Genomic DNA, 22,746 nt, shown 5'->3' with positions numbered 1-22,746 from the left:
AGGGACTGATCGTGAAAAAGCTGCTGCTCGACTTTCTCTGGTCCCATCTGTGCACGCTCGGCGCGTTCCGTGAATCCGGGCAGACCCCGGAGGCCGCACGGGAGTCGGCAGGCCTCGCGCCGGGGTACGGCGCCTGGTTCGACGAATGCCTGCGCGTCATCGAGGGGGCGGGCTACATCGATCGGCGGGACGGCAGGATCCTGCTCGACGACGCCGTAGGGTATCGGCCGATCGAGCAGCTGTGGCGCGAGTGGGAGACAGCAAAGCCCGCGTGGCAGGAGAATCCCGACCTCGCGGCCACCCACCTGCTGGTAGAGACCACCTTGCGGGCCTTCCCCGACATTCTCAGCGGACAGCGACCGGCCACCGAGGTCATCTTCCCCGGGGGATCGCTGGAGCTGGTGCAGAACGCCTACGCGACCAACCCGGCGTCGGCGTTCTTCAACCAGGTGCTGGCCGCCGACGTGGTGGCGCGGCTGCGACGGCGGGCACGGGACCCGGCGGCGGACGCCGCGCGGATCCTGGAGATCGGCGCCGGCACGGGTGCCACGAGCGCCGTCGTCCTGGAGGCGCTGCGGTCCGCGCAGCTGGACGTGCGCGAGTACTGCTACACCGACGTTTCCAAGGTCTTCCTGAACCACGCGGAGCGTTCGTTCGGTGCGGAAAATCCCTCGCTGACCTTCGCAATCCTGGACATCGAGCGCCCGGTGGCGGATCAGGGCCTCACCCTCGGCGGGTACGACGTGGTGATCGCAGCCAACGTCCTGCACGCCACCCGGGACATCCGCCACACCCTGCGCAACGCCAAGGCGCTTCTCCAGCCCGGTGGACTGCTGGTCCTGAACGAGCTGACCGCGAACAACCTGCTCAGCCAGTTCTCGTTCGGCCTCCTCGACGGATGGTGGCGCTACGAGGACCCGCACCTGCGCATCCAGGGCAGCCCGCTGCTCTCCACCGCGCACTGGCGGCACGTCCTGACGCAGGAGGGCTTCCGCGCGATCGCTCTGCCCGCGCGGGATGCCGAGGATCTGGGACAGCAGATCATCGTGGCCGAGAGCGACGGCGTCATACGGCAGGCGACGGTCCTACCGCGCCCGTCCGCACCACACGTGACGCCGGTGCCCGAGAGTCCGGCGCGGGCCGTGGCCGATCCGAGCGCCGGGACTGAGCCCGGAGAGCGGCTGCGCGCCCGCATCGAGGCAGTCGCGCTCGATGTGCTGGCAGAGGCGTTGGACATCCCGCGGACGAGGATCGGGCGGGGCGAGCCCTTCTCGAACTACGGGCTCGATTCGATCTTCGCGGTGAACGTGGCCCGGACCCTCGGCGGGACGCTCGGCATCGATCTCGACATCACCGTGCTGTTCGAGCACGACACACTGGCCGAGCTCGGCGAGTTCATCGTCTGCGAATACGCCGAGGACCTGCGGGACGTGCTTCCGCCGGAGCCCGCACCGCCGGACCGGGCACCCGATCCGGTGCGGCCTCAACCTCAACCTGAGCCTGAGCCTGAGCTCGACGAGGCCGCGCTCGACGGCATGGCGGTCGTCGGCATGTCCGCACGCTTCCCCGGGGCCGACGACGTCGACGAGTTCTGGCGGATCGTCGAGCAAGGCAGACGGTGCATCACCGCACCGCCGCAAGAGCGTGCGGACTGGGCGTGCCACGGCGACGAGGCGGCCGCGCTGCGGGGCGGATTCCTCGACGGGGCGCATGAATTCGACCCTCTCTTCTTCCGCATGTCGATGACCGAGGCGCGCCAGGTGACGCCGGAGCTGCGCCTGCTGGTGATGACGGCGTGGAACGCCGTCGAGGACGCGGGCTATCGCCCGGCCGAACTGCGCAACCGGCCCACGGGCGTGTTCGTCGCCACGACGCAGAGCGAATACCGGCCCGCGGCCATGGACCTGATGAGCCTGCCGTCGCCCGCGATGGTGCCCAACCGGATCTCGTACCTGCTCGACCTCAACGGCCCCAGCGAGCAGTGCGACACGACGTGCTCGTCCTCGTTCGTGGCCCTGCACCGGGCGATCCGGTCCATCCGCGACGGCGAGTGCGAGCAGGCGCTCGTCGGCGGGGTGAACCTGGTGATGTCGCCCGCGGGCTTCGGCGGGATGCGGGCCGCGGGGATGCTCAGCCCTCGCGGCGACGTCCGGCCGTTCCAGGAGGGCGCCGACGGTACGGCCCGCAGCGAGGGCGTCGCCGCTGTACTGATCAAACCACTGAGTCGGGCCGTGGCGGACGGGGACGTCGTCCACTGCGTGGTGCGCGGCACCGGTGTGGCCCACGGCGGCAGGGGCGTGTCCTTCACGGCACCGAACATCAAGGGCATGAAGACAGCCGTCGCGCACGCCTACGCCGACGCCGGGATCGATCCGGGCGCCGTGGACTACATCGAGACCCACGGCATGAGCTCGATGCTGGCGGACAGCGCGGAGCTGGCTGCGCTCGGCGCCGGACTCCGCAGCGAGGACGACAGCGATGACGTGACGTATCTGGGCAACGTGAAGCCCTGCATCGGGCACACAGAGGTGGTGTCCGGCCTGGCCGCGCTGGTGAAGACCGCGCAGGCGATGCGGCACGGCGTGATCCCGGCGCTCCCGGGCTTCGGGCGGCTGCACCGCGACCTCTCCCTGAAGGGGACGCGGCTGCGCATCGCCGAGCGGAACCTGCCGTGGCCCGAGCGCACCGACGACGCCGGTCGGCCGCTACGGCGCCGCGCGAGCCTGCACAGCTTCGGGATCGGCGGCGTGAACGCGCATGTGGTGCTGGAGCAGCACATCGGCTCCGCGAACCTGGACGACGACCCGGGTGCGCAGGTCCTCGTGCTCTCGGCGCAGAACGTCGACGCTCTGCACGAGCGGGCGCGCCGGCTGACTCATCGGCTCGCCGAAGCGGATCCGCGCTCCTGGGCGGACATCGCGTACACGTTGCAGGTCGGCCGGGAAGCGATGAGCTGCCGACTGGCGTTCGTGGCGCGGAGCACGGACGAGGCCGCTCGCGTTCTGGGCGGTTGGCTGGACGGCGACCCGGACGCGCTCACCCACGTGGCATTCGCCGAAGGCGTCGATACCGCTGTCGGCGCCGAGCACGACGGGAAGCCTACGCAGCTCGACCACGTACCAGAACGCTGGACCGCGGGCACGTCCATCGACTGGGACCTGATGCATCGCGGCGCTCGACGCAGGCGGATCGCACTGCCCGGTTACCCCTTCGCACGCCTGACGTGTTTTGCCGAGCAGGCGCCGCGGTCGGATCAGGCCTCGCACACAGGCGTCGGCCCTTTGGACGGCGAAGCCTTCGTCGCCGACCTCGTCGCTTCGGTGCTCGGCCTGTCGCGCCACGAGATCGACGGAACGAGGCCGCTCGCCGATTACGGTCTCAACTCCCTGCTTCTGGTGGCGATGCTGGGCCGGATCAGCCACGTGTTTCCGGGTTTCCAGCCTGAATGGTGGCAGCCGCAGGACACGTTGAACGACGTGGTCGCGCGGCTGCCCGCAGCGGATGCCCGCTCCCCGCGCGTGCCGGCCCCGGAGCTGGTGCGCCTCAACGGCGTGACCGGGGGCAGGCCGGTCTTCTGGATCCACGGCGCCCTCGCCGGCGTCGAGTCCTACCGCACCATCGCCGAGCGGATCGACCGCCCGTTTTACGGCATCCAGGCCCGTGGGCTGCTGACCGAGGACGCGCCGATCGAGGGCGTCACGGCCATGGCCGAGTACTACGCCGAGGTCATCCGCTCGGTGCAGCCCGAGGGGCCGTACGACGTCGGCGGGTTCTGCCTCGGCGGCATCGTCGCCTATGAGGTGACCCGGCGGCTACAGGCGCAGGGCCAGGACGTGGCCTCGCTGACGATGGTGGACTCGCCGGACGAGACCGGCCTGGCGAAGTCGAACGCGAACGGGTTCCAGTCGGCGCGGAGCGCGGCTCTGCAGGTCGTCAATTCCCTGCTCTGGCCGGCGGGGGAGAAGGACCCGGCGGTCCTGCGTGCGCGCCTCGTCCACCGGGACGAGGTCGTGGAGGACCTGGACGAAGACGCGTTCGTAGTGCGGCTCGCGGAGTTGGCGGCCGCGCGCGGGCTCGCCATGAGACCCGCCCGGATCGCGGGGTTCGTCAGGCGCAACATGGCGATCCAGCTCGCCTACCGGCTCGGCGAGCACACCATCAGGCCCCTGCCGCGGCCGGAAGCCGTGGTGTGCACCTACTTCCGTAACCGGCACGGGCTCTTCCTGGGCGAGGTCGAACCCTACTTCCAGGTCACCGGCGAGACCTTCTCCCTCGACCACGTGAACTACCAACAGGACTGGGAGCGCGAGCTGCCGGGCCTTCGCCTGGTGGAGATCGACGCCGCGAACCACATGACGATCCTGAACGACGCGGGGCCGCTCGCCGCGATCGAGGAGACATGCCTGGCGCTCTACGCGTCCGACGAGATCGGGGCTTCCCGTGACTGACCAGACCGCCGCCCGGACGTACGACCGCCACGAGCCGGTGGCGATCGTCGGCATCGGTTGCCGACTGCCGACGTCGATCGAGGATCCGACCGCACTCTGGCAGGCTCTGCTCAAGGGAGTCGACGTGGTGCGCCAGGTGTCGGCCAACCGGTGGAACGCCACCGCATGGGCCGCCGCGGAGGCGTCCGGCCAGGCGGCGAACCGCCGCGGTGGATTCCTCGACGACGTCACGGGATTCGACGCGGAGTACTTCGGCATCCCACCGGCCGAGGCACGGCAGATGGACCCGCAGCAGCGGATCGCCCTGGAGGTGGCGTGCGCCGCGGTCGAGGACGCGCGGCGTTCCACAGCGAGTCTCGCGGGCACGCGCACCGGCGTCTTCATGGGCGCGATGTGGCAGGAGTACCCGCTGTTCACCCAGGGCGCCGCCGAGGCGATCCACGCCCACTCGGCCATCGGCTGGGACAACTCGGTGATCCCGTCCCGCATCGCCTACGCGCTGGGGCTGCGCGGCCCCGCGCTGGGCGTGGCGACCGCGTCCAGCTCCTCTCTGGTCGCGGTGCACCTCGCCGTGCAGAGCCTGCGCTCCGGCGAGTCGGACTTCGCCCTCGCCGGCGGCGTCAACCTGATGCTGCATCCGAACACCTCGGTGGCCTTGACGAAACTCGGCGCGCAGAGCCCTGCCGGCCTGAGCCGGGCCTTCGACGGCGAGGGCGACGGCTACGCCCGGGGCGAGGGCTGCGCGGTGGTCGTGCTGCGCCGACTGTCCGACGCGCTCGCCGACGGCGACCGCGTCTATGCGCTGGTGCACGGCAGTGCCGTCAACAACGACGGCGCGACGGACGGACTGACCGCCCCCAGCCACGAGGCGCAGACGGAGGTGCTGCGGTCGGCGTGGGAGAACGCCGGTGTCGCGCCGTGTGCGGTGTCGTACGTCGAGGCGCACGGCACGGGCACGCCCCTGGGCGACGTGACGGAGGCGGGCGCGCTCGGCGCCGTGTTCGGCCCCGGCCGGGCCGCGCCGCTGCGCATCGGCTCGGCGAAGACGAACTTCGGGCACCTCGAGCCGGCTGCCGGTGTGCTCGGGCTCGTGAAGGCCGCCCTGGCGGTGCACCACGGTGTCATTCCGCCGAGCCTGCACTTCCGCACACCGAACCCGCGCATCGACTTCTCCGCCGAACGTCTGGACGTGGTCACCGAGGCAGCCGCGTGGCCGGCCGGTCCGCGGTTCGCGGGAGTCAGCAGCTTCGGATACGGCGGCACCAACGCGCATGTCGCCCTCGGCGAGGCGCCCGAGACACCCCGGGTACGGGCCGCAGCGGATGCGGGCGGTCCGGTCTGCCTGGCGGTGTCCGGCACGAACCCGCACTCGCTCGCGCGCAACGCCGCACGGCTGGCGAGCCACCTCGGCCAGTCGCCCGGGACGAGGCTGTCCGACGTCGCCTACTCGCTGGCGACGACCCGCACGCACCACCCCGCGCGCGGGGTGGTGATCGCTGCGACGACGGACGAGGCGGTGGCCGGTCTGCGGGCGCTCGCCGCGGACGAGAGCCACGACGCGGTAGTGACGGGCGCGGCTGCCGGTCGTGGCCGCGTCGCGTTCGTCTTCCCCGGCCAGGGCGCCCAGTGGTGGGGGATGGGCCGGTCGCTGTGGGAGCAGAACGACGCGTTCCGCGAGGCCGTGACGGCCTGCGACGAGGCCCTCGCCCCGCACACCGGGTTCTCGGTCGCCGCAGTCGTGCGGGGGCAGGACGGCCTCGCGCCGCCCTTCACGCGGACGGACGTGGTGCAGCCGGCGCTGTTCGCGACGTACGTCGGCCTCGCCGCGATGTGGCGCGCCTGGGGCGTCGAGCCCGCGGCGGTCGTCGGCCACAGCCAGGGCGAGGTGGCCGCGGCGGTCGTCGGCGGGGCGTTGAGCCTGGCGGACGGCGCTCGCATCGTGGCGTTGCGCGCCCGGGCCGTGCACGATCACGCGCCGGACGGGGCGATGGGACTCGTGGAGCGCCCGGTGGACGACGTCGTCGAGGAACTGGCGGCCTACGGCGAGGCGCTGTCCGTCGCGGTGGTGAACACCGCGCGCTCGACCGTCGTGGCCGGAGACGCCGAGGCGGTGGACCGCTTCCTCGCGCGGATGGAGGCCACCGGCGCGTACTGCCAGCGCGTGGACGTGGACTACGCGTCGCACAGCCCGCACATGGACGCGTTGCTGCCCGCGCTGCGCGAGCAGCTCACGGGCCTTTCCGCCGCGGATGCGGGCATCGCCTTCTATTCGAGCGTGACGGGGGAGCGGGCGGCTGGGCCGGAGCTCGACGCGGACTACTGGTGCCGCAACCTGCGCGAGCCGGTGCGTTTCGATCGCGCGCTGGAACGCCTGCGAGCGGACGGGTTCGGGGTCTTCGTCGAGGTGAGTCCGCATCCGGTGCTCCAGATAGCCCTGGCGCAGGGAACCGAAGCCGACGGGGCGGCCGTCGTGGTGGGCAGCTTGCGCCGCGATCGCGGCGGGATCGAACAGGCGCTGCGGGCGCTGGCGGAGCTGCACGCCCAAGGGGTCCCGGTCCCGTGGAAGCGTGTGTACGCGGCCTCGGACACGCGCAGGGCGGACCTTCCGACGTACGCGTTCGAACACCGTAGCTACTGGCTGGACGAACACGACGACGCGATCCCGGCCGTCGACGGTGCTTCGTGGCGCGCGGACGTGAGGGCACTGCCCGAAGCCGAGCGTCCGGGCTCCGTGGTCGCACTCGTCACGGAGGAGGCCGCGGCCTTGCTCGGCCGGCCCGCGGAAGGCGTGCGCCCCGACACGACGCTGCGCGAACAGGGTTTTGACTCCCTGATGGTGGTCGAGCTGCGCAACCGGCTCAGCGCACGGACACGGGTCTCGCTGCCCACCGTCCTCGCCTTCGATTACCCCACGCCGCAAGCCATCGCGACCCTGCTGCTGACGCACGCCGGTGCGCAGGACGAGGCCCCGGAAGTCTCGCCCGCCGTCGCCGCGGGGCCCGTGCGGCCCGACGATGACGACCCCGTCGTGATCGTGTCCATGGCCTGCCGGCTTCCGGACGGAATCGACACGCCCGAAGCGTTCTGGGACCTGCTCGTCGACGGCCGCGAAGCCTCCTCCGCGTTCCCGCAGCGCTGGGACGGGTGGGACCTCAGCATGCTGGAGGAGGCTGAGCGCGCCGCCACCGGCCGGCGCTTCGAGCGCAAGGGCGGCTTCGTACGCGACGTCGAGGACTTCGACGCGGCGTTCTTCGGGCTCAGCCCTCGGGAGGCGCTGTCCCTGGACCCGCAGCAGCGGCTCGTTCTGGAAGTCGTATGGGAGGCATTTGAACGGGCCAATCTGCGCACCGCGTCCCTCGAAGGCAGCAACACGGGCGTCTACCTCGGCGCGATGAGTTCGGACTACGACGTCGCTCGGCGCTGGGACGTCGGGAGCAGCGACGGCTACAAGATCACCGGCAACGGGTCGAGCCTGATCTCCGGGCGCGTGGCCTACACCCTCGGCCTGTCCGGTCCTGCGCTCACCATCGACACCGCGTGCAGCTCGTCGCTCGTGGCCGTGCGCCTGGCGTGCGAGGCGCTGCGCAGCGGCGAATGCGACCTGGCGCTCGCCGGCGGAGTGACCGTGATGAGCACCCCGCAGATCTTCGTCGAGTTCAGCCGCCTCAACGGACTCGCGGCCGACGGCCGCTGCAAGAGCTTCGCCGACGACGCCGACGGGACGAGCTGGGCAGAAGGCTGCGGCGTCCTGGTGCTCAAGCGGCTCTCGGACGCGCGGCGCGACGGTGACCGTGTGCTGGCCGTCGTGCGGGGCACCGCCATGAACCAGGACGGCCGCAGCCAAGGGCTCACCGCGCCGAACGGCCTCGCGCAGCAGCGTGTGCTGCGTGGGGCCTTGGCCGACGGGGGACTGGCCCCGGCCGACATCGACGCCGTCGAAGCGCACGCCACGGGCACCGTGCTCGGCGATCCCATCGAAGTCGGCGCCCTTGCCGCGGTGTTCTCGGGCCGGGTGCGACCTCTGCACCTGGGGTCGGCCAAGTCCAACATCGGCCACGCCCAGGCGGCCTCCGGCGTCATCGGCGTCATCAAGATGGTGATGGCGCTTCAGCACGAGTGGCTGCCCCGCACGCTCCACGCGGAAAGGCCGAACACCCGGATCGACTGGAGCGGCGGCGAACTGGAGCTCCTGCGGCAGCCGAGGCGGTGGCCGCGGACACGGCGGGTGCGTCGCGCCGGCATCAGCTCCTTCGGTATCAGTGGCACGAACACGCACGTCATCATCGAAGAAGCACCGCAGACCGCCGTCGCGGACCGGCCTGGCGACGATCTCGTCCACCCGTTGGTGATCTCAGGCACCGACGCGGCCGCCCTGCGTGCGCAGGCCCGGCACTGGGCCGAGTGGCTCGACGCGCGGCCCGCCGCGTCGATGCGAGACATCGCCTACACCTCCGCCGTCGGCCGTACGCACTTCGAGGCGCGTGCCGTGGTCTTCGCGGGCAACGCCATGGATGCCGCCGAAGCCCTGCGGGCGGTCGAGCCCGGCTGCGGCACGGCGCTGGGGGAGATCGCCTTCGTGTTCGGCAGCCAGGACGCGCAGCCGCAAGGGATGAACGGTCAACTGCTGGAGCAGAGCGCGGTGTTCCGCGACACGGTGACGCGGTGCGACGCGGTCCTTACGCCGCTGACCGGCTGGTCCGTGCTGAAGGTGCTGCGCGGCGAGGAGGATGTGAACAGTCCGGATGTGCTGCCGTGCACGCTGTTCGCGACCTACCTCGGACGTGCGGCGCTGTGGCGCAGTTGGGGTGTGGAGCCTGTGGCGGTGGTGGGCGACGCGCACGGTGAGGTCGCCGCCGCCGTGGTGTGCGGGGCGCTGAGCTTGGAGGACGGCGCCCGCGTCATCGCCCTTCAGGCTCGCGCGCGCTCGGGGGACGCGGTCGGCGGTGCGATGTCGGGGATTGTCCCTGCCCGGGCTTCCATCCCCTTCTATTCGTGCCGGACGGGCGAGGTCGTGCCGGGCACGGAGCTCGGCGGCGACTACTGGTTCCGCGACCTGGCAGAGCCAGAGCCCATGGGGCTCGACCGCGCCTTGGAGCGGCTGCGCGGGGACGGCTTCGGAGCGTTCGTCGAGGTCGGCCCGCCCTCTGAAGATGCGTCGGGCGGCGTGGACCAGCTCTGGCGAGCGGCCGCCACGTTGTTCGCGCGGGGCTTCCCTCTGGACTGGGAGCGAGTACTCGGGTCCCGTGGCGCCGGCAAGGTCGACGTCCCGACGTACGCGTTCCAACGCCAACGCTTCTGGCTCGGTGAGCTTCCGGCCGGGCCCGCCGCGGTGACGGCACGCCAGCCCGCACATGGCCACCCGTGGTTCGACGCGATCACGACTCTCGCCGGCAGCGGCGGTTACCTGTTCACCGGCCGTCTGACGCTCGACGACTGCCCGTGGCTGGCCGACCACGTCGTCAGCGGGCACGTCTACGTGCCGGGCGCGGGCCTGACCGACGCTGCGCTGTTCGCCGCCCGGACCGCAGGTGCCGACGCCGTGGCAGACCTGACGCTGCTGGAGCCGGTCGTCCTCCTTCCGGGCCGCGCGCTGCGGATCCAGGCCACCGTCGGCGAACCGGACGCGCACGGACGACGCCCCTTCGCGTTCTACAGCCAACCCGAGGACACGGACGAGCCGCTGATCTGGCAGCAGCACGTGAGCGGAGAGTGCGCGACCCGCGCGTGCGATGGCGCCACCATGCCGCCGGACATCGATGACTGGCCGGTGCCCGATGCCCGGGCCCTCGACATCGAAGCCTTCTACGGACGCGCCCTCGCAAACGGGCTCGACTACGGCCCGGCCTTCCGAGGACTGCGCGAACTCGCCTGCCGCGACGGCGTCTACTACGCGCGGGTCTCCCTTCCAGGCGCACTGGATCCGGCCGACCACGGCCTGCATCCGTCGCTGTTCGACGCGGCGCTCCAGGTCGTCGTCGCCGGTCTGATGAAGGCGGGTGCGCCCCCTGGGCCGCTCGTCCCGTTCATCTGGTCGGACGTCGAGCTGTGTCGTGCCGCAGGCAGAGAACTGACGGTGCGCGTGTCGTTCGAATCCGGCGGGGACGAGGACCTCGCGCCGGCCACCGTATGGCTGGCCGACCCGGCAGGCCACTTGGTGGCCCGGATCGGCAGGCTGAAGTTCCAGCGCGGCAGGCGCCGCGGACACCCGTTCGCCGAGCACCTCTACCGCGTCGCCTTCGCACGCCTCCACCCTGTGGCCGAAACCTCCGACCCCGCGGGCACCCTCGTGGTCGGCGACGCGGAGTTGGGCGCGGGGCTCGGCGCCGACGTCGTACCCGACCTGGACGCCCTCCTGAAGCGGCTCGACGTCGAGGCAGACACGCCTCGGCGACTGCTGTTCGCGCTGCCTGACCGCGCGTCCGCTCAGGAGCACGCTGCGCAGCGGAGCGCCGCCGAAGCGCTGCGGACGCTTCAGGCGTGTTTCGGCGATGCCCGCCTCCAGGGCACGGAGCTCGTCTGGATCACCCGTGACGCGGTGTCGTCGAGCCCGGACGACCAGGTGGGGAACTGGGCCCATGCCGCGGTGTGGGGCATGGTGCGCACGGCCCGCACGGAACAACCTGAGCGCGTCCTGCGTCTGATCGACCTCGATCCCGGTACCCCGGACCTCCCGCTCCTGGCGCGAGTGATCGAGACCAAAGACGAGCCGGAGTGCGTGCTGCGCGGTGAGACCGCCCACGTGCCACGAGCAAGGCCGACCGTCGAGGAGGTCGACGCGCTCGTCCTGCCGGACGAAGCCGGCTGGCACCTGCGTCAGCGGGAAGACGATCAGCTGGACATCATCGCCGCCCCGCACGACGAGGGCGTGCCGGAGCCGGTCGCGCCGTGGGAAGTCCGCGTCGAGGTGCGCGCTGCCCGGATGAGCCCGCAGCACACACAGGTCCTGGAGTTCGCAGGGATCGTCACGGAGGTCGGCAGCGGCGTCACCTCCGTACACGCGGGTGACCGGGTCAGCGGCGGTGCGGCCGGCGCGCTCGGCCATCAGATCCGCGTGAGCGGAGCCACCCTCAGGCCGATGCCCGCGAACCTCACCTTCGTACAGGCGGCCGCTGATTCCTCCGCCCCCGATCCGAGGCAGGACAAGGGGTCCTTCACCGCCTACGACGTACGCGACGCGCCGTATGCCCTGCGCCACGCGCAGCAGACCGCCGCGCACAAGAGCGTGCTGACCTTGCCACGCGCCCTCGACCCGGACGGCACGGTACTGATCACCGGCGGTCTCGGTGAGCTCGGCCGCGCGCTCGCCGCACACTTGGTCCGCGCGCACGGAGCGCGGCGGCTCGTGCTGCTGTCGCGGCGCGGTGGCAGCACCCCCGAAGCCAGCTCGTTCGTACGGGAACTCCGAGCGGCGGGCGCCGAGCGAGTGGACCTGATCGCGGGCGACGCCGCGGACCGGACTGCATTGGCCGGGGTACTGGCAGGGATCCACCCGAGCCATCCCCTCACGGCCGTGTTCCACCTGGCCGGCGTGCTCGACGACGGCCTGGTGGAGGGCTTCACCGCAGAGCGGCTGCACCGGGTGATGGCACCCAAGGTCCAGGGCGCGCGCTGGTTGGACGAGTTGACCGAGCGCCTTGACCTGGCCGCGTTCGTCCTCTTCTCCTCGGCGGCCGGGACGCTGGGCACCGCCGGACAGAGCGGGTACGCGGCGGCGAACGCCACGCTGGACGCCCTGGCGGCGAACCGCCGCAAGCGGGGCCTGGCCGGACTCAGCCTCGCCTTCGGGCTCTGGGAACAGGCCGGAGTGGGCATGACCGCCCACCTCGGCAAGGCGGACCTTGGACGCCTGCGGCGTCAGGGGATCGGTGCCCTGACCTTGACCGAGGGCCTGCACGCCCTGGACGTCGCACTGGCGCGACCGGAGGCCCAGCTGATGCCCGTACACCTGGAGCTGGCGTCGTTGCGACACGCGCTCGGCGATGGGCAAACGCCTCCCCTGCTGCGCGACTTGCTACGACGCACAACGGAAGGGCACCGAGCCGAAGCTCCCGAGACCGCGCAGTCGCTCGGTACGCGGCTGGCGGACGCCTCCGAAGCCGAACGACCGGCTCTGCTCCTCGACCTCGTCCGCAGCGAAGTCGCCGACGTGCTCGGCCTGCCCGGACCCGACAGCGTGCCGACCGACAGAGCACTGCGTTCCCTCGGGATCGACTCGCTCACCATGGTCCAGCTGCGCAAGCGCCTCGCCAAGCGGCTGAACACCACGCTGCCCGCCACACTGGTCTTCGACTATCCCACCGCCGAGGCCATCGCCGGGCTCCTGCTCCACGACGTCACCACCCTGAGAGGGAACGAGAAGTGAAGACAGAGGCCCTGTTCATCGCGGGTACCGCGACCTACCTGCCCCCGGCGACCAAGGTCGAACAAGCCGTCGCCGACGGCCGGTTCGACGCCCAGGACGCCGAGGACACGCAGCTCGAGTCGGTCTGCGAGGCCACGGACGAAGCTCCGCCCGAGATGGCGGTGGCCGCTGCCAGAGATGCCCTGGAAAGGTCGGGTCACCGGCCCGAGGACATCGCGCTGCTGCTGCACGCCTGTGTGTACTTCCAAGGCCTCGAGCTCTACCCGACGGCTTCCTACATCCACCGCGAAGTACTCGGGGACCATTCCGCGCTCGCCTTCGAGGTCAAGAACGCTTCCAACGGCTGCATGACCGCGTTGGACATCGCGGCGCTCTCCCTCACGGCCACCGACGACGTGGCGGCCCTTGTGACCACCGCCGACAAGGTCAGTCGGCCGGCGATCGACCGCTGGAACAGCGACATCGGCATCGTCCCCGGCGACGGCGCGTCGGCAATGGTGCTCAGCAAGAGGTCCGGCTTCGCACAGGTGCTGAGCACGTCCACGGTCTCGGATCCCACCCTTGAGCGCCTGCATCGCGGCGACGCGCCCTTCACCCCTCACCACGACCCCACGCTCCCCATCGACCTGCGTCTGCGCAAACTGCAGTACCTGGGAGACGTGGAACTCGACGAGTTCACCCGCCGGTTCCGGGCCGGCCTCAGCGACTGCGTCAACCGGGCCCTGCACGACGCGGGCATTCGGCTGGGCGACGTCGCCCGGTTCGTCGTTCCGCACTTCGGACGCATCGTGCTGCAACGCGAGGTCCTCACCGCACTCGATGTCGACCTCGACCTCACGACCTGGTCCTGGGGTCGCACCGTCGGCCACCTCGGCGCGGGCGACCAGATCGCCGGACTCGACCACCTCGTGCGGGAGCGCGCCGTAGACGCCGGTGACCTGTGCATGCTGCTCGGCGTCGGCGCCGGCTTCACCTGGACGTGCGCCGTGCTCCGGATCACCGAGCTTCCCCAACGACCGACATCGCCGCCCGGATCCGGCCTCGGAGGCGGGCGGACCTGATGCGCTGCTACGTCTTCCCGGGACAGGGCACCCAGAAGAAGGGGATGGGACGAAGCCTTTTCGGACGGTTCCCCGACCTCCGTCGCCGCGCCGACCGAGTGCTCGGATACTCTATCGAAAAGCTCTGTCTGGAAAACCCCGAACGACAACTGTCCCAGACCGTGTACGCGCAGCCCGCGATCTACGTCGTCAACGCGCTGCACTGGTCAGCGGCGCAGGAAAACCTGCCCCCCGCGGACTTTCTCGCGGGCCACAGCCTCGGCGAGTACAGCGCACTGCTCGCGGCCGGTGCCTTCGACTTCGAAACCGGCCTGACACTGGTGCGACGCCGCGCGGAACTGATGGGCCACGTCCGCGATGGTGCGATGGCCGCAGTCATCGGCGTGTCCGCACAGACCATCGAAAAGACCCTGAAGCAGCACGATGCCACCAGCGTCGTCATCGCCAACTACAACGCGCCCGAGCAGTTCGTGCTCTCCGGCAGCCACGAGGAACTGGCGCGGCTCAAGCCGGTCTTCGAGAAGGTGGAGGGCGTCCGAGGCTTCGTCCCGGTCCGAGTCAGCGGCCCCTTCCACGCACCGGCGATGGCCCCGGCGGCCGCACGCTTCCGCGACGTACTGGCCTCGGTCGACGTGGGCGAGCTGCGGACACCGGTCATCTCCAACGTGACCGGCCGGCCCTTCGGCCCCGACGCGCAGCGAGTCCGCGAATTACTCGCCGAACAGATCGCCAAGCCCGTCCGCTGGACCGACTGCATCCGCTACCTACGGAACGCGGGCGTGTCGGTCTTCACAGAACTGGGCGAATCGAAGGTGCTCACCTCCCTCATCGACCGCATCACCACCGCACAAGAGCCCGCGCCCGACCTACGCCGAAACATGATCGAACGCATCAAACGCGAGATCCTCCAACCGGAAATCGGCGACGAGGCACTGGACTTCGACGAAGGTGCCTCGTTCCGGCAGCTCGGCCTGAACTCCATCATCTACGTGCGCCTGGCCCGCCGGGCCGGGACGACCCTCGGCATTCCGATCAAACCGGATATCATCTTCCAACACCGTTCCTGCGCCGCCCTGGCGGACTACCTCCTGACCCGCGACGACAGCGCCCAAGCCGCGGCGCCCAAGGCCCCACCCGAGCCCGTGCGTGAATACCAGGACGAACGGGTGACGGCCCTGCTGACCGACTGCGCGAACGGCACCCTCAGCGTGGACCGGACCATCGAGGCAATCCGCGCCCTCGCCTGACGAGCGCCGCGTGCGACACCACTTCGTCTTGCCGTAGGGGAAGCGCACGAACACGTGGACGCCACCCCGCTGGCCTACCGGGGCACTGAATCGCTCCCGACCTGCGTGAGGGGGAGGTAGTCCGGAGCGTGTCGGCGTTCTCGTTCGTCGTCGTGCCAGCGCACCGGGTGCCCTGCTTGGCCGTTCAGGCGGTGTGGGCCGGGGGCTACACACTTCGGACCGGTGTCTGCTGCATCGAATCTTGATGGGCTTGTTCTGTCGCGGGTGAGCAGATGCCGTTGCGGTATCGCTTGACCTCGGGTGGGGGGCGACCGGGAGGGCGAAGGCGTGCGTCTTCGGGGTGGGCCGAAATGAGCCGATGCCGACATGGGGGTGTCCCGCTGAGTGGAACAGAGCTTGTCGTTCACTGAAGGCGCCGAGCACGCTGCTTCTCGACATGTTCCTGTGGTGAGGAGAGAGACATGCGCAGACCGAACCGGCGTGCGGGGTTACTGGGCTCATTGGGGCTGTTGATCGGCAGCCTCGCCTTCACGACCTCGGCGTCAGCTGATCCGGCCCCCGAGAGCGCGAAGGCCGCCGTCGGCGTTCCGATCGTGGCGATGAAGAGCAACAAGTGCCTCGAAGTGCGCGACGGCAACCGTGGCAACGGTGCGCTGGTGACGACGTGGGACTGCAACGGCAGTGCCCAGCAGCGCTGGAAGTGGGTCAACGACCAGCTCGTCAGTGACCTGTCGGACAATGGCCCGGCGAGGTGTCTGGACATCGTCGCGGCCAACCGCGACCGGGGCGGCGCGGTGAACATGTTCGACTGCCACAGCGACTGGCCTGCCCAGCAGTGGAGCATCGCGGGGAACCGGATCGTGAGCAAGCTGAGCGGCATGTGCCTGGACCTGTCCGGCGGCAACCCTCACTCGGGTGCGGTGATCCAGATGTATGAGTGCAACAACAGCAACGCTCAGGACTGGCGCATAGGCTGACAGGCAGTGTGCTTGCGGTTCGGCGAGCACGCTCGCCGAACCGCAAGCAGATGCCACCAGCCGCGCGCCGCGGCGAGGCGGGCCCCGAGGGCTCGAGGATGGCGCGGGGACCGAAGCCGATGGCCTGACGATTGCGCAGCACACGCAATGCGGGTCGGTAGGCGTCGTGACGCAGTGCCTGCTTCCCCTTGATCGGTTCGGGGAAGCACAAGCGGCACTGCCTGCGTTTCTTCGCCGCCACACCAACAGCCGCACCACTGATGACCGCTTGGGCCTCGGTCAGTCGATTCCTTCGACGATGCGGAAGTCGCGCTCGACGCCGTCGGACAGGGCGGCCAGCGCTTCCTGATAGGCCGCACTCTCGTACGTCGCGACGGCCTGCTCGAAGCTGTCGAACTCGACCAGGACGGTGCGCTCGGCGATTCCGGCGTCGCGCGCCACGACCCGGCCGCCGACCGCGAGGGTCCGACCGCCCCCGGCCCTGACGGCCGGAGGGGTCAGCTTGTTGTAAGCAGCCAGCTTCTCAGGGTCTGAAATGGTGCGGTAGACGCTGACCCAGTAGCCCTTGGGCATGGAACCTCCAGTGCGGGGACGAGTGCATCTGACTTACGGGTTGGTCTTGGACGAGCGTCGGCGGGCGAGAGCGAGGCTTGTCGGCGTCGTGATCGCCAGGCGCTGATGCCGACCAGCGCCGCGGTGGTGCGGGCGCTGTCGTCGGGGAGGAGGTGGCCGGGGCAGGTGTCCGCGGCGAGGATCAGGCCCGCTCCGGGTTGCGGTGCGGTACGCGGAACAGCGCGAGGGGCTCGTGCGGGGCTCCCGGAGGCATCCATCGGCGGAGCGCCCGGTCGACGTCGGCGGTCCAGGGCGGGGTGAGCGGTTCGACGCGTGGCATCTCGGCACCTCCTGCTTCGATTTTCGAATCACTATGATGCTTCGAGAACCGAAGCGCAAGGAGTGGGTATGGAAGCCAGAGCGCCACGTCCGGGTGTGCCGGTGCGCGGGTCCGAATCGGGTCGTCCGGTGATGGCCGCGCTCGACCTGCTCGGGCGGCGTTGGACGATGCGGATCCTGTGGGAACTGAGTCAAGCTCCGGCCGGCTTCCGCGAATTGCAGCGCCGATGCGAGCACATGTCCTCCAGCGTGCTCAGCACCCGGATCGAGGAGCTGACCGGCGCCCGCCTGCTCGCCCCGGACGGCGATGGCTACTGCCTCACCCGGCTCGGCCAGGATCTCATGGAGGCGCTGAACCCGCTGAATGCCTGGAGCCGCCGTTGGGCCGAGGAAATGGGGCCCGCGACGGCAGGAGGGGTGGAATGATCACCGCGTGGCTGGTCTGAACAGCGAACCGATTTGACGCTGCGTCAGCTGCCACAGCAGCAACCCCCGCCACCCCGACGTGCTCGCCGCGCAACGCGAGGAACGCGCCCGCATCCGCTGCGAGAGCAACGAGAAGGGCATCCGCCCCGGCGGACGCCCTTCTCGTCATCGCGGCCTGAAGAACCCGGCGAGCTCAAGCGGTCACGGCACCACGCGGAAGTGCACGATGGTGGCGTCATCGGTTGACTTGATGTCGGGGTAGTGGAACCGCAGCCTGTCCTGCAGCTCGGCGAGATCGCAAAACCCGTCGGCGACAGCGTCCGCCTCGGTCAACTCGGCAACGCTCCTGGGAGTGATCTGAGTGACCACACCGGACAGCACCACCTCGTCGTCCAACTCGAACACCATGTTCACCGGCCCCGTCTCCACCGGGTCGCGGAAGCGCACCGTGGTCGTCTTCCGTCCAGTGCGTACGGCATCGAGATAGTCGCGGTGGAAATGCAAGGATTGCGTCGCAGCCGGGCCCGGCTCTTGGCCGGACGCCGCGGAGTGCTCCCCCCAGACATAGGCATGAGGCAGCAGGTCGGTGATCGCGACACTCCGAATGCCGTCGGCCACCGGCACCAGGACACGGATACCCGGGTGGTGGTCCAGCAGGACCTGCCGGTCCCGGCCACACGGCGCGAGCACACCGCGCCCCCTGTCACCGACGGCAACAATCGCCGTCAGCTCACGTGCTCCCGCAGCACGCGCGTGCCCAAGCGCCACCAACTCCGCGCAAGGTCCGCCCGTGAAGTGATAGAGGTTGATGCCACCGAACACCCGGCCCTGTACGTCTCGCACGGCAGCCCCGACGGTGTGCACCTCGCCGTCACCGTTGGTCTCAACAACGCGCTGGGCGAAGTCGACCAACTCCAGGTCTTCTTCCGTCGGCAAATGCATCGTTCTGTTCACCGACAGACATTACTCATAGAGCCCCCAAACTGTGCAACCCGATACCGTCCGCCCGTAGCGCCAGCTGGTGGTACGGGCGGACGGTTCACCGGGCGAGGCTGATGCGTCTGGCCGGCTCAGGCGAGAGTGACCCCGTACGTACGCATCCACGCGTCCACCTCCAGAATGGGCAGCAGCAGATGACTGGAGTTGAGCCAGGTCATCGTCTTCGAGCCGGTTCGGGTGAGGGCGTCGATGCGCTGGGGGTCGAAGACGCCGTGCAGGGGTGAGGACGGGTCGCTGAGGATCTTGTCGATGGAGCGCATGACGTCCGCGTTGTAGGCGGGGTCATGGGTCCCGGGGTAGCCGCTCTTGGGCCGGTCCAGGGTCTCCTGCGGCAGCACGTCGGCGAAGGCCAGGCGCAGCAGGCTCTTCCACCGGCCGTCGGCGTTCTTCATGTCCCAGGGGACGTTCCACACGTACTCGATCAGTCGGTGGTCGCAGTAGGGCACCCGCACCTCCAGGCCGACCGCCATGCTCATGCGGTCCTTGCGGTCCAGGAGGTAGGCGAGCGGACCCTTGAGGCTGTAGTACATGACCTCGCGCATGCGCGCGTTGAGCCCTTCCTCGCCGGGCAGCCGGGGCACCTCCGCCTTGAGGGTGAGGTAGCGGTCGTGCTCGGCGTCGGCGGGGCGGACGCGGCGGTGCAGGTCGGGGGCGAAGGCGTCGGCCAGGCGCGGCGCGTCCCCGAGCCAGGGGAAGCGGTCGCGCCGGACGAGGCGTTCGTCGTGGTACCAGGGGTAGCCGCCGAAGACCTCGTCGGCGGCCTCGCCGGACAGCGCCACGGTCGACTCGCCGCGGATGGCCTTGAACAGCAGGTGCATCGACGTGTCGAACTGGCCGAGGGAGGGCAGGTCGCGGGCGCGCCGGGCGGTCGGCAGGGCCGCGAGCACGTCGTCGGTGTGCAGGACGACGTCGTGGTGCCGGGTGCCGAGGTACCGGGAGGCGAGCCGGGCGTACGGGGCGTCGCGCTCGGGCCGCAGCTCCGTCGGCCTGAAGTCCGTGTCGTCCCCGGCGAATTCCACGGCGAAGGTGTGCAGCGGCCCCTCGCCCGCGTCGCTCAGTCGCCGGTGGGCCAGGGCGGACATGATGGTGGAGTCCAGGCCGCCCGACAGCATCGCCGAGCGCGGCACGTCGGCGACGAGCTGCCGCTCGACGATGTCCTCCATCAGCTCCCGTACGGTGGCGACGGTCGTGGTCAGGTCGTCGCGGTGCTCGCGGCTGACCAGACGCCAGTACGGATACTCGTGTCCGCCGCTCCGGGAGAAGCGCAGCACGTGTCCGGGCCGCAGCTCGCGCAGCCCGCGCAGCGGCGTCTCGCCCGGCAGGGCGAGGCGGGCGTTGAAGAGGACGGGCAGGCTCTCCTCGTCGACGACGGGCCGGAAGAGGGGGTGGGTGAAGATGCCCTTGGGCTCGGAGGCGAAGAGGATGCCGCCCGGATAGGCGAAGTAGTACAGGGGCTTGATGCCCACGCGGTCGCGGGCGAGGACGAGCTCCTCGCGCGCGGCGTCCCAGACGGCGAACGCGAACATGCCGTTGAACCGGTCCACGCAGGCCGCGCCCCATTCGAGGTACGCGTGCAGCACGACCTCGGTGTCCGAGCGGGTGGTGAAGAGGTGACCGCGCTGCATGAGGTCGGTGCGCAGCTCGCGGAAGTTGTAGACCTCGCCGCTGTAGACGAGGACGACGGGCTCCCGGTGCGCGCCCGCCGCGGCGACGGCCGGCTGGGTGCCGCCCTCCAGGTCGATGATGGACAGGCGCCGGTGGCCGAGGGCCGTGTGCGGGCCGAGCCAGGTGCCGCTGTCGTCCGGGCCCCGCAGGGCCATGGTGTCCGTCATGCGCTGGAGGGTGGCCTGCTCCCGGCCGAGGTCGCGGGTGAAGTCGGTCCAGCCGACGATGCCGCACATGGGCGTCCTTTCCGCGCCCGCCGGTGCGGCGGACGCTGGGTGTCGGGCGGGCGTCCCCGGGAGGGGGAGCGCCCCGGCCGGTGTCAGAGGGGGATCGCCACGGGCGTCGGCGGCAGCCCGCGCAGCCGGTCGCGGAGCGCGAGCTGGCGCGTGCGCAGCTCCTCGACGTCCCGCGCGGCGAAGGCCGCGGGCGCGTCGGGCCAGTGCTCGCGCAGCGCCCGCAGGGCCATGGGGGTGAAACGGGCCTCGCCGCGCCGGTCCACGGTGACGCCGTCGAGGCCGGACCACTGTTCGTTGCGGGCGACCGCCTGGCGTTCGGAGAGCCCCGGCGGCAGTCGCAGGGCGATGCTGTGCCCGGTGAGGAGGACCGGGTAGCCCCCGGGGAGGCCGCCCGGCGACGGGACGTGTGCCGCGTGGGGCGCGCGTGGATGTGCGAGCGCGTCGACGACGGCGGCACCCGCGACCGCGCCGATCTCGTTGAGGTCCGCGCGCGGGTGCCGACGGCCGCGCTCCAGGAGTTCGTACGTGGTCAGGGGCTCGTCGTCGAGCCAGGCCCGGACCTCGTCGGCGGGGGTCGGCGGGCTGTGCAGCTGGGCGTGGTGGGCGAGCACCTTCAGCCGCGACTCGTCACCGAGGAGCAGGTCGCGCCGGATCAGCCCGGCGAGCGTGGCGACGTTGCCGAGACCGCACCGCACCGGCAGCCCCGCCGCGTACAGAAGCGGATTGACGGCGTCGGGGAAGCAGGCGTTGACCACCGCGGTACGGGGGCTCGCCTCGGCGCTCGCGGACGCGGCCCGCAGCGCCGTCGCCGCCTGGAGCGGCAGCGTCACCCCGAACCCGGCAGCCCGGACGAGCCCGGTCCAGGCGGAGGCGGGCCCCCGCGTCTCGGCGGGCGGGACGTCGGAGGTGCAGACCACCAGGACGTGCGGCCGGTGCCGGGCCAGGAGGGGCCGCAGATCGGCGCCGCCGCCGACGTCGAGGCGGTGGCAGCAGAACCGGGCGGGCCGGTCGGCGAGGACGGCGTGCGCCTGTGCGAGCCCGGCGAGGTTCCGGGCCCGGTCGCGGTCCCGGCTCACGAGGTGCACCCGGGTCGGCCCGCTCGCCCGCTGCGCGAGGGCCCGCACCAGGGCGCCCGCGAAGGCACCGGTGCCGAGGACGACGACGTCGTGCGGACGGTTCACGCGGAGCCTCCCGACGGCCCGGATCGCCGCGGGTCCGCCGCCGGCAGGAAGGTGTCCAGGTGGACGGTCTCCGGGGCCGCGAGGCCGGGACAGCGCGCGCTGAGGTCGAGGCGGGGCGGGCGGTCGTCGTCGGTGAAGTACAGCGGCGTGAGAGGCCCACCGCGCGGGCCGATCCGCAGCAGGGGGTTGGCCACGAGGAAGTCGCGGACGGCGGGTGTGTCACGCCGGGGGTAGAGCCGGACGCGCTTGGTGGCGAAGTGGTTCGCAGGCAGCTCGGGCCGGGCGCCCAGCCTGCGTTTCCACTGGAAGATCCCCTTGCTGACGAACGCCTCGGTGCCGAAGAGGTCCACGCGCGGCACGCCGTGCTCACAGGCCCACCGCAGCAGATGGTGGTACAGCGCCTTGAACGCGCCGCTGCGGTAGTGCTCCTCGTGCCCGTCGAGGACGCCGAGGAGCCGGGTGGTGAGCGTGCGGCGGTCCTTCGACCAGTGGCACAGCACTCCGGCCACCCGCGTCCCCGCCTCCGTGAGGAAGAACAGCGTGCCGCGGGGGAGCACGGCGTACCGGGCCACCTCGAACCGTTCGGTGCGGCTGCGTTCGCCGTGCCGGTGCCGCATGGTCGGCGTGTGCAGACGCTCGTAGAAGAACGCGAGGGCCCGCGGGGACGGGTCCTCTTCGAGGGCCCAGCCGTGCTGCCGCTGGTCGCGCCGGAACTGCCACCGTTCCCGCTTGGAGACCAGCTGCTGGAGCTGTTCGTGGGTGTCCGGGACGTCCACGACGAGATGCAGACGGAACGGAGCGGTGACGGTCCCGAGGTCGGGCAGTCGGCGCAGCCGGTGCTCCTCGGCCCCGAGGACGAGGAGGTCGGCGTCCCCGCGGACGCCCCGGGCGAGGTCGCGCCGGGTGACGGCGGCCGCAGTGCGGTGTGTCGTCGGCGATCCGAGCCGCGCCCGCTGCTGTTCCAGGAGTTGCAGGATGTTGGTGCGGCCGACGGGGAGGCCGGCGTAGGCGATGGTCACGCCGTCGGCCGAGGTGTGGGAGACGAGTGCCGGTGCGCCGCCGTGCAGACCGTCGGCGGCGCGGCGGGCGGCGCGCCCGGCCGGGGAGGGGGTGTTGTTCCACCAGTAGGCGAGCCTGGCCCGGGTGGGGCCGAGCGGATGCGGGGGTGCCGGGGCGGCCCCGCCGCCGGGCCGGGCGGCACCGGGCCGCGGGGCCGCGGCCGCGGTGCGAGCGGCGTCCTGCTGCGTGGTCAT

11 protein-coding genes and 2 pseudogenes are annotated in these 22,746 nt (G+C 71.1%); 7 read left to right on the top strand and 6 right to left on the bottom strand.

The genetic code is table 11. The annotated features are described in order from the left end of the window. The first annotated feature begins 11 nt into the window (after window positions 1-11). From MQV74_RS02630 to MQV74_RS02610, 5 genes are all read left to right on the top strand, one after another. Window positions 12-4,448, top strand: coding sequence for a beta-ketoacyl synthase N-terminal-like domain-containing protein (locus MQV74_RS02630; RefSeq protein ID WP_242714365.1), 4,437 nt, complete (start codon window positions 12-14; stop codon window positions 4,446-4,448). Beyond that, window positions 4,441-12,810, top strand: a complete 8,370-nt coding sequence (locus tag MQV74_RS41100) for a type I polyketide synthase (protein ID WP_242714364.1) — start codon at window positions 4,441-4,443, stop codon at window positions 12,808-12,810. The genes MQV74_RS02630 and MQV74_RS41100 overlap by 8 nt, the downstream gene beginning before the upstream one ends. Next, on the top strand, window positions 12,807-13,871 hold the full coding sequence (locus MQV74_RS02620; protein WP_242714363.1) for a ketoacyl-ACP synthase III family protein: 1,065 nt from the start codon (window positions 12,807-12,809) through the stop codon (window positions 13,869-13,871). Before MQV74_RS41100 ends, MQV74_RS02620 begins: the two co-directional genes overlap by 4 nt. Continuing rightward, window positions 13,871-15,118: an ACP S-malonyltransferase gene (fabD, locus tag MQV74_RS02615; protein WP_242714362.1), complete on the top strand. Its 1,248-nt coding sequence runs from the start codon at window positions 13,871-13,873 to the stop codon at window positions 15,116-15,118. Before MQV74_RS02620 ends, fabD begins: the two co-directional genes overlap by 1 nt. A 461-nt stretch (window positions 15,119-15,579) precedes the next feature. Continuing rightward, on the top strand, window positions 15,580-16,095 hold the full coding sequence (locus tag MQV74_RS02610; RefSeq protein ID WP_242714361.1) for an RICIN domain-containing protein: 516 nt from the start codon (window positions 15,580-15,582) through the stop codon (window positions 16,093-16,095). 279 nt (window positions 16,096-16,374) lie between these two features. Here MQV74_RS02610 and MQV74_RS02605 read toward each other — a convergent pair whose 3' ends face one another. Both MQV74_RS02605 and MQV74_RS02600 read right to left on the bottom strand, forming a co-directional pair. Further along, window positions 16,375-16,668, bottom strand: a complete 294-nt coding sequence (locus MQV74_RS02605) for a DUF1330 domain-containing protein (protein WP_242714360.1) — start codon at window positions 16,666-16,668, stop codon at window positions 16,375-16,377. 184 nt (window positions 16,669-16,852) lie between these two features. Beyond that, a pseudogene (locus tag MQV74_RS02600) lies at window positions 16,853-16,987 on the bottom strand (carboxymuconolactone decarboxylase family protein); the annotation flags it as partial. Between the two features lie 68 nt (window positions 16,988-17,055). Between MQV74_RS02600 and MQV74_RS02595 the strand changes: the two are divergent. Then, window positions 17,056-17,412 (top strand): winged helix-turn-helix transcriptional regulator, encoded by a 357-nt coding sequence (locus MQV74_RS02595; RefSeq protein ID WP_242714358.1) that lies wholly within the window; start codon window positions 17,056-17,058, stop codon window positions 17,410-17,412. A 55-nt stretch (window positions 17,413-17,467) separates the two neighbouring features. After that, window positions 17,468-17,569: pseudogene (locus MQV74_RS41095) on the top strand (integrase); the annotation flags it as partial. A gap of 44 nt (window positions 17,570-17,613) precedes the next feature. Here MQV74_RS41095 and MQV74_RS02585 read toward each other — a convergent pair. The 4 genes from MQV74_RS02585 to MQV74_RS02570 form a co-directional block, all read right to left on the bottom strand. Further along, a complete protein-coding gene (locus tag MQV74_RS02585; protein ID WP_242714357.1) occupies window positions 17,614-18,366 on the bottom strand; it encodes an ASCH domain-containing protein in 753 nt (250 codons plus the stop codon). A 116-nt stretch (window positions 18,367-18,482) separates the two neighbouring features. Beyond that, the gene (gene asnB / locus MQV74_RS02580; RefSeq protein WP_242714356.1) at window positions 18,483-20,312 is read right to left on the bottom strand and encodes an asparagine synthase (glutamine-hydrolyzing); all 1,830 of its coding nucleotides are present in this window, start codon (window positions 20,310-20,312) and stop codon (window positions 18,483-18,485) included. Between the two features lie 83 nt (window positions 20,313-20,395). Then, entirely contained in the window at window positions 20,396-21,493 is a 1,098-nt protein-coding gene (locus MQV74_RS02575) for a hypothetical protein (RefSeq protein ID WP_242714355.1), read from the bottom strand. Beyond that, complete coding sequence (locus MQV74_RS02570; protein ID WP_242714354.1) at window positions 21,490-22,746, bottom strand: GNAT family N-acetyltransferase; 1,257 nt, start codon at window positions 22,744-22,746, stop codon at window positions 21,490-21,492. Before MQV74_RS02570 ends, MQV74_RS02575 begins: the two co-directional genes overlap by 4 nt.

Origin of the sequence: Streptomyces sp. AN091965 (assembly GCF_022698285.1) — a bacterium.
Taxonomy (GTDB): Bacteria; Actinomycetota; Actinomycetes; order Streptomycetales; family Streptomycetaceae; genus Streptomyces.
This window is presented reverse-complemented; position numbering and strand designations above follow the sequence as displayed.

What these genes read in the sequence shown, in the direction of transcription:
- asnB (WP_242714356.1), bottom strand. Translation starts at nt 20,312, where the DNA reads ATGTGCGGCATCGTCGGCTGGACCGACTTCACCCGCGACCTCGGCCGG.
- fabD (WP_242714362.1), top strand. Translation starts at nt 13,871, where the DNA reads ATGCGCTGCTACGTCTTCCCGGGACAGGGCACCCAGAAGAAGGGGATG.
- MQV74_RS02605 (WP_242714360.1), bottom strand. Translation starts at nt 16,668, where the DNA reads ATGCCCAAGGGCTACTGGGTCAGCGTCTACCGCACCATTTCAGACCCT.
- MQV74_RS02595 (WP_242714358.1), top strand. Translation starts at nt 17,056, where the DNA reads ATGGAAGCCAGAGCGCCACGTCCGGGTGTGCCGGTGCGCGGGTCCGAA.
- MQV74_RS02570 (WP_242714354.1), bottom strand. Translation starts at nt 22,746, where the DNA reads ATGACCACGCAGCAGGACGCCGCTCGCACCGCGGCCGCGGCCCCGCGG.
- MQV74_RS02610 (WP_242714361.1), top strand. Translation starts at nt 15,580, where the DNA reads ATGCGCAGACCGAACCGGCGTGCGGGGTTACTGGGCTCATTGGGGCTG.